We start from the raw sequence: 11,674 nt of genomic DNA on the forward strand, positions 1-11,674 counted from the left end.
TCGTCCGCCTCGCCTGTTCCCTCCCCCGCATGCGCGGAAGGGTCAGGGGACTAGGTCCCGATGCCGCCGAGGGCGACGTACTTCACCTCGAGGTATTCCTCGATGCCGTACTTCGCCCCCTCACGCCCGACGCCGGACTGCTTCATGCCGCCGAAGGGCGCGACCTCCGTCGAGATCAGCCCCTCGTTCACGCCGACCATGCCGTATTCCAGTGCCTCGCTGACGCGGATCGCCCGGCCCAGATCCTTCGTGTAGAAATAGGCGGCGAGGCCGAAGGGCGTGTCGTTCGCCAGCTTCACCGCCTCCTCCTCCGTCCTGAAGCGGAACAGCGGGGCGACCGGGGCGAAGGTCTCCTCGTTGAAGATCACCGCCTCGCGCGGGACATCCACCAGGATGGTCGGCACGTAGAAATTGCCGCCCTTCTCGTGGCGCTTGCCGCCCGTCAGCACCTTCGCGCCCTTGGCCAGCGCGTCGGCGACATGCTCCTCGGCCTTCTTCACGCCGTCAGCGTTGATCAGCGGGCCGATGACGACGCCGGGCTCGGTCCCGTTGCCCACCTTCATCGCCTCCACCGCCTGCTTCAGCTTCGCGGCGAAGGCGTCGTAGATGCCGTCCTGGACCAGGATGCGGTTGGCGCAGACGCAGGTCTGGCCGGCGTTACGGTACTTGCTCGCCATCGCACCCTGCACGGCCGCATCGAGGTCGGCGTCGTCGAAGACGATGAAGGGCGCGTTGCCGCCGAGCTCCATGCTGGTCCGCTTGATCGTGCCCGCGGCCTTCTGCATCAGCACACGGCCCACTTCCGTGCTGCCCGTGAAGGTCACCTTGCGCACCAGAGGGTTCTGCGTCAGCTCGTCGCCCATGTCGCCGGACGCGCCGGTGACGATGTTGCAGACGCCCGCGGGGAAGCCCGCGCGCTCCGCCAGCACGCCGATCGCGAGCGCCGAGAAGGGCGTCTGCGACGCCGGGCGCACCACGCCGGTGCAGCCCGCCGCCCAGCCCGGGCCGAGCTTGCGGGTGATCATCGCGGCAGGGAAGTTCCAGGGCGTGATGGCCGTGAAGACGCCGACCGGCTCCTTCGTCACCAGGATGCGCCGGCCCTTCACGTTCTGCGGGATGGTGTCGCCGTAGACGCGCTTCGCCTCCTCGGCGAACCATTCCAGGAAGCTGGCGGCATAGGCGATCTCGCCCTTGGCTTCCGCCAGCGGCTTGCCCTGCTCGGCGGTCATGATGATGGCGAGATCATCGGCATTCGCCAGCATCAGGTCGTTCAGCTTGCGGATCAGCGCCGCCCGCTCCTTCGCCAGCAGGGCGCGCCAGGCGGCCTGGGCGGCATGCGCGGCCTCGATCGCCTGGCGGGTCTCCGCGGCGGAGAGGGAGGGCACCTGGCCGACCACCTCGCCCGTGGCGGGGTTGCGCACCGTGATGGTCTTGCCGCTGGCGGCCTGGATCCACTGGCCGCCGACCAGGTTGGCCTGGCGGAACAGGTCGGGGTCCTTCAGCGGCAGCTTGGCCGTGGTGTCGAGCATGTCGGCTTTCCTTCCCTTCGGTGCGGCGGAAGATAGGACCGCGAGGGGCAGGTGTCAGCGCCCGCCCTTCTTCCCCTTGAATCCGCGGCCTTCCTTGTTGACCTGGCGCCCCCGCGCCACGGCCAGCGCGTCGTCCGGCACGTCCTCCGTGACCACGCTGCCCGCCCCCACCAGGGCCCGCGCGCCCACCCGCACCGGCGCCACCAGCGCGGTGTCGGACCCGATGAAGGCCCCCTCCCCGATCACCGTGCGGTGCTTGTTCACCCCGTCGTAGTTGCAGGTGATGGTGCCGGCGCCGATGTTCGCGCCCGCACCGATCTCGACATCGCCCAGGTAGCTCAGGTGGTTGGCCTTGGCGCCCCGCCCCAGGAGCGCCGCCTTCAGCTCCACGAAGTTGCCGACATGCGCATCGGCCTCGATCACCGTGCCCGGGCGCAGCCGCGCGAAGGGGCCGATGATGGCGCCGCGCTTCACCTCGCAGCCCTCCAGATGGCTGAAGGCGCGGATCTCGACGCCGTCCCCCACCGAGACGCCGGGGCCGAACACCACGTTCGGCCCGACCGTCACGTCCTGGCCCAGCCGCGTGTCGTGGCTGAACACCACGCTCTCGGGCTGGATCAGCGTGGCGCCGTTCTCCATCGCCGCGCGGCGCAGGCGGCGCTGCATCTCGGCCTCGGCCTCGGCCAGCTCGACGCGGCTGTTGATACCGCGCAGCTCCGCCTCCGGCGCCTCGACCGCCACGACGCGCACGCCCTCCGCCACGGCCAGCGCGACGATGTCGGTCAGGTAGTATTCGCCCTTGGCGTTGTCGTTGCGCACCTGGCGCAGCCAGCGGACCAGGTCGGCGGCGGGCGCGCAGACCACGCCGGCGTTGCACAGCGTGACGCCACGCTGCGCCTCCGTCGCATCGGCCCATTCCACCACGCGGGTCACCGCGCCGGCCGCATTGGTCAGCACGCGGCCGTACTTCGCCGGATCGGCCGGGCGCATCGCCAGCAGCACCAGCCCGGCCTCGGCCCGCGCGGCGCGCAGGCGGCGCATCGTCGCCGCGGTGATCAGCGGGTTGTCGGCGTAGAGCACCGCGGCGTCGCCGGCGAAGCCGTCCAGCAGCGGCGCGGCCTGCAGCGCGGCATGCGCCGTGCCCAGGCGGTCGCGCTGCACCACCGTCGGATGCGGCGCCGCCGCCGTCTCCAGCGCCGGCATGTCAGGCCCGACGACCACCACGGCGCGGTCGAACACCTCCGTCGCGGCGGCCAGCAGGTGGTTCAGCATGGGGCGGCCGGCGATGGGGTGCATCGCCTTGGGCAGCGCGGAGCGCATGCGGGTGCCGAGCCCGGCGGCAAGGAGGATGGCGGCGGCGGTCATGCGCCCCGCGTAACCCCGTGCCCCGCGCCCCGCAAGCGCGGCCTGCCTTGCTGCCGCCACGGCCCGGGCCTATCGCGGCACGCATGACCCGATTGGCCGTCTTCGACCTGGACGGGACGCTGGTGGACAGCGCGCCCGACATCCACGCCGCGCTGGACCGCATGGCCGCCGCCCGCAGCCTGCCCGGCTACACCCGCGCCGAGGTGCTGGGGATGATCGGCGACGGCGCGCGGATGCTGGTGGAACGCGCCCTCGCCGCCCGCGGCCAGCCCTTCGACCCTGCGGCGCATGACGCCTTCCTGGCCGACTACGGCGCCAACGCCACGGTCGAGACGCGCCTGTTCCCCGGCATTCCGGAGGCCCTGGCGCGGCTGGAGTCGGAGGGCTGGCGCATCGCCGTCTGCACCAACAAGCCCGCCGCGCCGGCGCGCGACCTGCTTGCCTCGCTCGGCCTGCTGGACCGGCTGGCGGCGTTGGCCGGCGGCGACAGCTTCGCCGTCCGCAAGCCCCATCCCGCCCACCTGCTGGAGACGGTGGCGGCGGCCGGCGGCACGCCCGCCGCCTCCGTCATGATCGGCGACCACCACAACGACATCCGCGCCGCGCGCGGCGCCGGCATCCCCTGCGTCTTCGTCGGCTGGGGCTACGGCCCGCTGGCGATGGCGGATGGCGCGCCCGTCGCCGCCCGGCCGGAGGCGCTACCGGCGGAACTCGGCGCGGCGCTCGACGGCTTCCGCGCGTAGCAGCACCGCGGTCGCCGTGCCGAACCAGCGGGTGGGGATGTCCAGCCGCACCGGGATGGCCGGCGCGCCGGCATAGGGCGGGGCGATCCAGGCGGTGCCGCGCTGCGGGGCCGCCGCCTCGGCACGGTCCTGGTCGCGGCGGAAGCCGGCAACCAGGCGCCCCTCGAAGCCGCAGCGCAGCGCCTCCCCCTGCCAGGCGCCGCGCCAGGGGCGGAGGATCTCCCGCCCCTCGGTGCGGGTGGCGAAGTCGCTGCGGCGCCGGCCGTCGAAGACCGGCGCGGTCAGCTCGCAATGCCCCTCCCGCGCGACCTGGCGGGCCAGCTGCGCCAGGGCGGAGAGCACGTCCACCGTACCGCGGCGCATCGCCTCCGGCACCGGGTCGCGCTCCTCCGCCTCGCTGGGAACAAGGTCCAGCACGCGGGGCTCGGCGCCATCCCAGTCCAGCGCGATGCGCCGCATCCGGCCGCGCCAGACCCCCTCCGTCACGAAGTCGGCCGGCTGCGGACGCTCGCCGGCCCAGCCGCCCCGCACCCGGGAGAGCTGCTCCCCGGAGGCGACCAGCGCCGCGATGCCGCGCGTGCGCAGCGTGGTCTCCACGCGGTAGGCGTCGCGCGTCAGCTCGAACCGCGCCTCGAGCTCCAGCACGGTGGAGCCGAGCGCGTAGACCTCGTAGGTGGCCCGCAACGCCTCCGCCGCGGCGGCGCCGGGCAGCAGCAGGAGCAGGGCGGCGAGGATGCTGCGCATGACCCTGCCCATATCGGCGGTCGCGACCGCGGGGCAAGGCCGGCTTGACACCCCGGGCCGCCCCCTCCTATCCAGCGCGTCCCGGGCATGGGCGCGTAGCTCAGCGGGAGAGCATCGCCTTCACACGGCGGGGGTCGTAGGTTCAATCCCTACCGCGCCCACCATGCCCCGGGTTCCCCGATCGACGGTCTGTCACGACGTGGGGAGCGCGCGGACGAGGTCGCACAGGTCCTCCTCCACCCGCGGCGGCGCGGCGAAGCCGACGTCGCGGCGCAGCCGGGTCACGTCGGCGACCATGCGCGGCACCTCGCCGGGCCGATCCGGAAGCGCTCCGAGCCGCACCAGGTGGGGCCGGCCCGCGGCCTCGCCCAGCAGGCGAACGATCACCGCGATCGACCGTCCTTCGCCCGAAGCGACGTTGACCGCGCCCGTCACCCCGCTCGCCGCCAGCCCGGCCAGGGCCTCGCCGACGAAGCGCGTGGAGGCGAAGTCGCGCACCGGCCGGCCGGAGGCGCAGCGTGCCTCCCGCCCCTCCGCCAGCGCCAGCGCGACGGAGGGGACCAGCCGGTCGGGATGCTCGCCCTCCCCGAACAGATGGAACAGCCGCGCCCAGGCGACGGAGAAGCCGGCGCGGCGCTCCGCCAGCGCGGCCAGACGCCGCGCGAGCCCCGCCTTGGCGCGGCCATAGGGCGTGGCGGGCGCGATCCGGCGCGTTTCCGGCCAGGGCGCGTCGTCGCCGCCATCCGCATCGGCGTATTCGGCGCAGGTCCCGATGCCGAGGAAGCGCCGGCCGCCGGCTTCGGCGAAGGCCGCGGCCAGTCCGTCGGAGGCCTCCAGCCAGGCCTCGTTCTCCGGCGCCGTCCAGAACCGGCCATGCACCACGTACCAGGCGGCGTGGACCAGCAGCGCGGGCCGCAGGTCGCGCACCAGGGCGCGTGCGGCGCCCTCGTCCAGCAGGTCGGCGCGGTGCCACCGCGGGCCGGCGATGGCGGGGGGATCGCCATGCGTCACGGCGTGCAGCTCGAAGCCCAGCGCCTGCAGCGGCCCGACCAGCGCCCGGCCGACGAAGCCGGTGGCGCCGGTCAGCAGCAGGCGCTCAGCCATCGAAATCCGGCCAGCTGGCGTCGCGCGCCGAGATCACCGCCGGCTCCGCCGGCCAGGGGACGGCGAAGGCCGGGTCGTTCCAGCGCAGGCCGCGCGCCAGGGTCGGCTCGTACGGCGTGTCCATCATGTATTCCAGCACCGCATCCTCGCTCAGCGAGAGGAAGCCATGCGCGAAGCCGGCCGGTATGAAGATCGCATTCCCCGCCTCGGCGGAGAGCGTCACGGCTGCGTGACGGCGGAATCCCGGCGAGCCACGGCGGATGTCGATCGCCACGTCATGCGCCGCGCCGCGCACGCAGCGGATCAGCTTCGCCTCCGCCGCCGGCGCGTCCTGCCAGTGCATGCCGCGCAGCGTGTGGCGGCGCGGGTTCTCGGAATAGCTGACCTGGACCGGGCGGAAATCGAGCCCGGCTGCAGCGAATTCCGCCGTGCAGAAGCCGCGGAAGAAGGCGCCGCGGTCGTCACGCGCGCGCTCGGGCAGCACCTCGAGCGGGCCGTCGATGGCCAACGCGCGGAAGATCACCCGGCCAGCTCCCGCATCGCCGGCACCGCCGTCAGGATGCGGCCGCGGAAGCCGTCCCGGCGCAGCTGCGCCGCGATCTCCGCGCCGATGTTCCAGGGCAGCACCAGGATGTCGTCCAGCGGCAGCGCCAGCAGCGCCTCCGGCGTCACCACCGGGATGCGGCTGCCGGGCAGCAGCCGTCCCTGCTTCGCCGGGCTGCGGTCCGCCACCGCGACGATGTCGCCAGCCGTCGCGCCGACGGCGTTGAGGAAGGTGTTGCCCTTCGCCGCCGCGCCATAGGCACCGATGCGCCGCCCCGCCGCGCGGGCCTGCCACAGCCAGGCGCGGAAATCGCCCAGCACCGCCTGCACCCGCGCCTGGAAGCCGGCATAGAAGCCCGCCGCGTCCAGGCCGCGCGCAGCTTCCTCCGCCCGCACTTCGAGCAGGCCCCGCCCGGGCTCGCGGCGCGCCGTGCCGGCCAGCACGCGCAGCGACCCGCCATGGGTGGCCAGCCGCTCCACCTCGAAGACGTGCAGCCCGTGCCGCGCCAGCAGGCGCTCCATCGCCAGCAGCGACCAGTAGGCGTAGTGCTCGTGGTAGATCGTGTCGAACTGCACGCCGTCGACCATGCGCAGCAGATGCGGCGCCTCGATCGAGACGGTGCCGCGCGGCCCGGCCAGCACGGCGAGGCCGGCGACAAACTCGTTCACCCCGGGCACATGCGCCAGCACGTTGTTCGCGGCGATCAGGTCGGCATGGCCGCGTCGCGCCACCAGGTCGCGTGCATAGGCCTCGCCGAAGAAGCGCGCCTCGGTCGGCACGCCGGCGGCACGCGCGACCTCCGCGACATTGGCGGCGGGCTCGACGCCCAGGCAGGGGATGCCGGCGGCGACGAAGTTCCTCAGCAGGTAGCCATCGTTGCTCGCGACCTCCACCACGAAGCTGCGCGATCCGAGATCCAGCCGCCGCGTCATCTCCCGCGAGAAGCGCGCCGCATGGTCCAGCCAGGAGGAGGAGGCGGAGGAGAAATAGGCGTAGTCGGAGAAGATCCCTTCCGCATCCACCACCGTGTCCAGCTGCACCAGCCGGCAGGCGTCGCAGACCACGGCGCGCAGCGGGAAGGCGGGCTCGCGCTCCGCCGCGCGTGCCGGCGCCACGTAGGAATTCGCCACCGGCTGCACACCGAGGTCGCAGAACACCGCGCCGAGCGTCCCGCCGCAGGCACGGCAGGCGGTGACGGGCGTCGCGCTCATGCGGCCAGCGCCTTGGCGGCGAGGGCCTCCGCGATCGCCGCATCGGTCGCGCGCGCCATGTCGGCGCCGGACCGCCAGGCGGCATACCAGGCTGCGGTCGCGGCGATGGCGCGCGGCGTGTCCAGCACGGGGTGCCAGCCCAGTGCGCGGCCGGCCAGGGTGGAGTCCAGCGCGAGGCGCGGCGCCTCCTCCATCACCGGGCCTTCGGCCGGGCGCCACGCCACGCCGCCCCAGGCCGCCAGCAGGTCGCGCACGCGGATCTCGCCGTCGCGCGGGCCGAAGTTCAGGGCGGGCGGCGATGTGCGCCGCGCCAGGCTCTCGGCCTGCAGCAGGTAGCCGCGCAACACGTCCAGCACATGCTGGAAGGGCCGCGTGGCGTCCGGGCGGCGCACCACCAGCGATACGCCCGCCGACTGCGCCCGGACCAGGTCCGGGATGATGCGCGCCTCGGAGAAGTCGCCGCCGCCGATGACGTTGCCTGCGCGCGCCGTCGCCAGCGGCGGCAGGTCGGCGAAGGAGGCGCGCCAGGACGCGACCGCGATCTCGCAGGCCGCCTTGGAGGCGCTGTAGGGATCCTCCCCGCCGAGCGCGTCGTCCTCGGCGAAACGGCGGCCGCTGCCGTCGTTGCGATAGACCTTGTCGGAGGTGACCATCAGCGCCGCGGCGACGCCGGGCAGGCCGCGCAGCGCCTGCAACAGGTTGATGGTGCCGGTGACGTTCGTCGCGAAGGTGCCCGCGGGATCGGCATGGCCGCGCCCGACCAAGGCCTGCGCCGCCAGATGCAGCACCACCTCCGGCCGCGCCTCGCGCTGCAGCCGCGCCAGCGCGTCGGCGTCGCGGATGTCGGCACGGTGGTCGGCGGCCAGCACCTCCGCCACGCGCATGGCGGCGAAGGCCGCGGGGCCGGGCTCGGGATCCAGCGCGATGCCGGTCACCTCCGCGCCCAGCGCGGCGAGCATCCGCGCCAGCCAGCTGCCCTTGAAGCCGGTGTGGCCGGTCAGCAGCACGCGGCGGCCGCGCCAGAAGCCTGGATCGGGCTGCGTCACCATACCCTCCACGGCGCCTCGCCGCTGGCCCAGAGCCGTTCCAGCAGGTCGCGGTCGCGCAACGTGTCCATCGGCTGCCAGAAGCCGCGATGGTCGAAGGCGTGCAGCTCCCCGTCGCGCGCCAGGGCCGCGAGCGGCTCGTTCTCCCACACCGTGTCGTCGCCCGCGATGCGGTCCAGCACGCGCGGCGACAGCACGAAGAAGCCCCCGTTGATCGTGCCGCCGTCGCCCGGCGGCTTCTCGGTGAAGGCCGCGACGCGCGTGCCCTCCCGGCTGAGGGCGCCGAAGCGGCCGGGCGGGATCACGGCGGTGACGGTCGCCTGCCGGCCATGCGCGCGGTGGAAGGCGATCAGCGCGGTGATGTCCACGTCGCCGACGCCGTCGCCATAGGTCATGCAGAAGGCGTCCTCGCCGGCGAGGTAGGGCGCGACTCGCTTCAGCCGACCGCCGGTCATGGTGTCCTCGCCGGTGTCCACCAGCGTGATGCGCCACGGCTCTGCGGCCGGGCGCAGCAGCTCCACCTCGCCGCTCGCGAGGTCCACCGCGATGTCGGAGGAGAGCATCCGGTAGTTCAGGAAGAATTCGCGGATCTGCCAGCCCTTGTAGCCCAGGCAGATCACGAAGTCGGTGACGCCGTGCGCGGCGTAGGTCTTCATGATGTGCCACAGGATTGGCCGTCCACCGATCTCCACCATCGGCTTCGGCCGCACCGCGGTCTCCTCGGCCAGCCGCGTGCCGCGGCCGCCGGCGAGGATCACCGCCTTCATTGGGCGCACACCTCCGCCGCCCTGGCGTAGAACGCATCGACGAAGCGCTGCGTGTCGCCCAGCGGCCGCGCGCGGATCATGCCGCGCAGCCCGGTGCGCCACTGCCGGCGCTTCGCGCGGTCGCCGGCCAGCTCCACCGCCTTCGCCACGTACTCCTCCGCCGTGAAGCCGCACAGCTCGCCCAGGCCCGCATTGCTGAGGTTCGAATAGGACAGCCGCTCCGGGAAGCCGGGGCCGACCAGCGTCACCGTCGGCACGCCCATCCACAGCGTCTCGCAGGTGGTCGTGCCGCCGACATGCGGGAAGCTGTCGAGCGCGATGTCGATGCTGTTGTAGTGCGGCAGGTGCTTGCCGCGGATGCCGACGAAGTCGATCCGGTCCGGCGCCACGTCGCGCCGCGCGAACTCCGCCCGCGCATTGGCGACGAAGGAGGCCGCGTTGCCTTCCGGCCGGACGAAGAGGAAGCGGCTGCCCGGCACGCCGCGCAACACGGCGGCCCAGGCATCCAGGCACCGCGGCGTGTACTTGTAGGGGTTGTTCATCGTGCCGAAGGTCAGCCGACCGAGCCGTTCCTCCGGCAGCCCGTCCTCGATCGGCACGCTGTCGTTGAAGCCGAGCCGCCCCAGCGCCACCCAGCTTTCCGGCAGCTCGAAGGCCTTCTCGATCAGGAGGCGCGGATCGGCGGGACGGATGAACGGATCGGTCAGGATGTAGTCGATCGCCTCGAGCCCCGCGGAATGCGGGTAGCCCAGCCAGCTCGCGCCGATCCGTGCGGGCCGGTACGCCATGACGTCCAGCTTGTTCATCGCCGTGCTGCCGCCCAGCTCGAACAGCATGTCGAGCTCGTCCTGCGCGATGCCATCGGCAACTTCCGGGCTCGGCCGGCGCGGCCACCAGCGGAAGGCGTCCACCTTCGCCTCGATGTGGCCCTGCACGGCATCGCGCTGGCCTTCGTAGAAGGAGTAGCAGAACACCTGCACCCGGTCCTTGTCGTACTGCTCCAGCAGCGGCAGGGCGAAGTAGGTGACGGGGTGGTTGCGCAGGTCGGACGACATGAAGCCGATGCGCAGCTTGCGCGCGCCATGGATGGCCGGCCGCGGGGGCAGCGCCACCGGGCGGATCGCCGACTGCTCCCGCCTGCCCCAGGCGCGGTGCCATTCGACGATGCGCACCCGGTCCTCGATCGTCTCCACCTGGCCCAGCTCGTAATGCAGCGCGGAGACGCGGTTCTCCGCGATCCACATGGGTGCGAGCTGCGCCAGCGTGCCGGTCGCCGCCAGCCGGTCCTGGTCCATCACGCGCTGGAACACGGTGCGGAGCGAGCGCGCGAAGCGCGCGACGCGGTCGGGGTGGCGCTCCATCAGCCGCTTCGCGACGACATAGGCGCGTTCGAGATGCGCGGCCTCGTCGTCGTAGCGGCTGCGCGACAGGCTCTCCACCAGCGCGTCCATCACCTCGGCGTCGTCGGGATGTGCGGCGAAGGCGCGTTCCAGAGCGATGTTGGCGGCGCGGCGGTCGCCGTCGCCATGCAGCCGCGCCAGCAGCAGGTTCGCCGCGCGCTCGCCGGGGATGCGCGCGACCACCACCTCCAGCGCGGCGCGCGCCTCCTCGATGCGGCCGAGGCGCAGCAGGATTCGCCCCTCCATCACCTCCGGCATCGGGTCGCCGGGCAGCGCGGCGCGCAGCTTGCCCACGGCGGCCAGCGCACGCTCCGTCGCGCCGGCATCGAGCAGCGCGCCGATCAAGGTCGCCGCCACCTCCCGGTTGCGCGGATCGAGGCCGAAGGCCTTCTCCAGGCTGGCCATCGCCCCGTCCTGGTCGTTCAGGGCGCGCAGCACACGGCCGTGCAGCCGCCACAGCTCGGCATTGCGCGGGTCGAGCTTCAGCCCGCCGGCGAAGGCCGCCGCCGCGGCCGCGAAGTCGCCACGCAGGTCGTGGACGTTGCCGAGGTTCTGCCAGGGCGAGACGCTGCGCGGGTCCAGCCGCTTCGCCGCTTCCAGCACCGGCACCGCCTCCGCCAGCCGCCCGGCGCGCTTCAGCATCACGCCGAGCGCATTGGCCAACGCGAAGTCCTTGGGCTTGCGGGCCTGCGCGGGCGCCAGCACCTCCACCGCCTCGGCATGGCGGCCGAGGCTGGAGAGCGAGAGCGCCCAGGGCAGCGCCAGGGCCTGGGCCGAGGCGCCACTTGCCACCGCCTTGGCGAAGGCCTCCGCCGCCTCCGCATGGCGGCCGGCCTGGGCCAGCAGCCCGGCCAGCTGCTGCCAGTGCAGCCCGCTGCCGGGATCGGCGGCCAGCCGCTCACGCAGCGCGGCCTCCATGCGCTGCAGGTCCACGGGCGCGGCGGGGCGGGCGGCGGCACGGCGAGCGGGCGGCGGCATGGCTGATTGGTTCGCTATCACGCCGCCGTGCGCAACCACAAGCTGGAGCGACGCGCTGCCGCCGTCTCAGAAGGGTTGAGCACTCTTGCAAAAAGGCCCGCTGCCGCGCCAGATCGTCGCGCCGATGGACTCCGCCCCGCCGCCTGCCCTGCCTGCCGACCCGCAGCTCTGCGCCCGCATCCCCCTCGGCCTGCGCTGCGTCGTCGAGATTGGCTGCGGCGCGGGCGCGCTGGGCGCCTGGCT

At 73.6% G+C, this 11,674-nt stretch carries 10 protein-coding genes and 1 tRNA gene; 2 read left to right on the forward strand and 9 right to left on the reverse strand.

From position 1 onward, the window contains the following. Positions 1-50 precede the first annotated feature (50 nt). Positions 51-1,529, reverse strand: coding sequence for an NAD-dependent succinate-semialdehyde dehydrogenase (locus tag OZN99_RS04935; protein ID WP_270934068.1), 1,479 nt, complete (start codon positions 1,527-1,529; stop codon positions 51-53). 54 nt (positions 1,530-1,583) lie between these two features. Further along, the gene (gene glmU, locus OZN99_RS04940; RefSeq protein ID WP_270934069.1) at positions 1,584-2,894 is read right to left on the reverse strand and encodes a bifunctional UDP-N-acetylglucosamine diphosphorylase/glucosamine-1-phosphate N-acetyltransferase GlmU; all 1,311 of its coding nucleotides are present in this window, start codon (positions 2,892-2,894) and stop codon (positions 1,584-1,586) included. An 83-nt stretch (positions 2,895-2,977) separates the two neighbouring features. Between glmU and gph the strand changes: the two genes are divergently transcribed. After that, entirely contained in the window at positions 2,978-3,637 is a 660-nt protein-coding gene (gene gph / locus OZN99_RS04945; protein WP_270934070.1) for a phosphoglycolate phosphatase, read from the forward strand. On the opposite strand, the gene OZN99_RS04950 is transcribed toward gph, so the two are convergent. Further along, complete coding sequence (locus tag OZN99_RS04950) at positions 3,593-4,381, reverse strand: DUF3108 domain-containing protein (RefSeq protein WP_270934071.1); 789 nt, start codon at positions 4,379-4,381, stop codon at positions 3,593-3,595. The genes gph and OZN99_RS04950 overlap by 45 nt on opposite strands. A gap of 89 nt (positions 4,382-4,470) precedes the next feature. Here OZN99_RS04950 and OZN99_RS04955 point away from each other — a divergent pair. Further along, positions 4,471-4,545, forward strand: a tRNA-Val gene (locus OZN99_RS04955). A 28-nt stretch (positions 4,546-4,573) separates the two neighbouring features. Here OZN99_RS04955 and OZN99_RS04960 read toward each other — a convergent pair. The 6 genes from OZN99_RS04960 to OZN99_RS04985 are packed head-to-tail and all read right to left on the reverse strand — an operon-like array spanning position 4,574 to position 11,431. Next, a complete protein-coding gene (locus tag OZN99_RS04960) occupies positions 4,574-5,485 on the reverse strand; it encodes an NAD-dependent epimerase/dehydratase family protein (RefSeq protein WP_270934072.1) in 912 nt (303 codons plus the stop codon). After that, a complete protein-coding gene (locus OZN99_RS04965) occupies positions 5,478-6,008 on the reverse strand; it encodes a dTDP-4-dehydrorhamnose 3,5-epimerase family protein (RefSeq protein ID WP_270934073.1) in 531 nt (176 codons plus the stop codon). Before OZN99_RS04965 ends, OZN99_RS04960 begins: the two co-directional genes overlap by 8 nt. Further along, positions 6,005-7,240: a class I SAM-dependent methyltransferase gene (locus tag OZN99_RS04970; RefSeq protein ID WP_270934074.1), complete on the reverse strand. Its 1,236-nt coding sequence runs from the start codon at positions 7,238-7,240 to the stop codon at positions 6,005-6,007. The genes OZN99_RS04965 and OZN99_RS04970 overlap by 4 nt, the downstream gene beginning before the upstream one ends. Further along, on the reverse strand, positions 7,237-8,289 hold the full coding sequence (gene rfbG / locus OZN99_RS04975) for a CDP-glucose 4,6-dehydratase (protein ID WP_270934077.1): 1,053 nt from the start codon (positions 8,287-8,289) through the stop codon (positions 7,237-7,239). Before rfbG ends, OZN99_RS04970 begins: the two co-directional genes overlap by 4 nt. Then, entirely contained in the window at positions 8,283-9,053 is a 771-nt protein-coding gene (gene rfbF / locus OZN99_RS04980; RefSeq protein ID WP_270934075.1) for a glucose-1-phosphate cytidylyltransferase, read from the reverse strand. The genes rfbG and rfbF overlap by 7 nt, the downstream gene beginning before the upstream one ends. Next, entirely contained in the window at positions 9,050-11,431 is a 2,382-nt protein-coding gene (locus OZN99_RS04985; protein ID WP_270934076.1) for a tetratricopeptide repeat protein, read from the reverse strand. The genes rfbF and OZN99_RS04985 overlap by 4 nt, the downstream gene beginning before the upstream one ends. Between the last annotated feature and the right edge of the window lie 243 nt (positions 11,432-11,674).

The sequence above is a fragment of the Falsiroseomonas oryzae genome (assembly GCF_027856955.1).
GTDB classification, from domain to species: domain Bacteria; phylum Pseudomonadota; class Alphaproteobacteria; order Acetobacterales; family Acetobacteraceae; genus Falsiroseomonas; species Falsiroseomonas oryzae.

Bases quoted from the DNA above. Each gene is read 5' to 3' on its own strand.
- OZN99_RS04935 (WP_270934068.1), bottom strand. From the start codon at position 1,529: ATGCTCGACACCACGGCCAAGCTGCCGCTGAAGGACCCCGACCTGTTC.
- rfbG (WP_270934077.1), bottom strand. From the start codon at position 8,289: ATGGTGACGCAGCCCGATCCAGGCTTCTGGCGCGGCCGCCGCGTGCTG.
- OZN99_RS04960 (WP_270934072.1), bottom strand. From the start codon at position 5,485: ATGGCTGAGCGCCTGCTGCTGACCGGCGCCACCGGCTTCGTCGGCCGG.
- glmU (WP_270934069.1), bottom strand. From the start codon at position 2,894: ATGACCGCCGCCGCCATCCTCCTTGCCGCCGGGCTCGGCACCCGCATG.
- OZN99_RS04950 (WP_270934071.1), bottom strand. From the start codon at position 4,381: ATGCGCAGCATCCTCGCCGCCCTGCTCCTGCTGCTGCCCGGCGCCGCC.
- gph (WP_270934070.1), top strand. From the start codon at position 2,978: ATGACCCGATTGGCCGTCTTCGACCTGGACGGGACGCTGGTGGACAGC.
- OZN99_RS04985 (WP_270934076.1), bottom strand. From the start codon at position 11,431: ATGCCGCCGCCCGCTCGCCGTGCCGCCGCCCGCCCCGCCGCGCCCGTG.
- OZN99_RS04970 (WP_270934074.1), bottom strand. From the start codon at position 7,240: ATGAGCGCGACGCCCGTCACCGCCTGCCGTGCCTGCGGCGGGACGCTC.
- rfbF (WP_270934075.1), bottom strand. From the start codon at position 9,053: ATGAAGGCGGTGATCCTCGCCGGCGGCCGCGGCACGCGGCTGGCCGAG.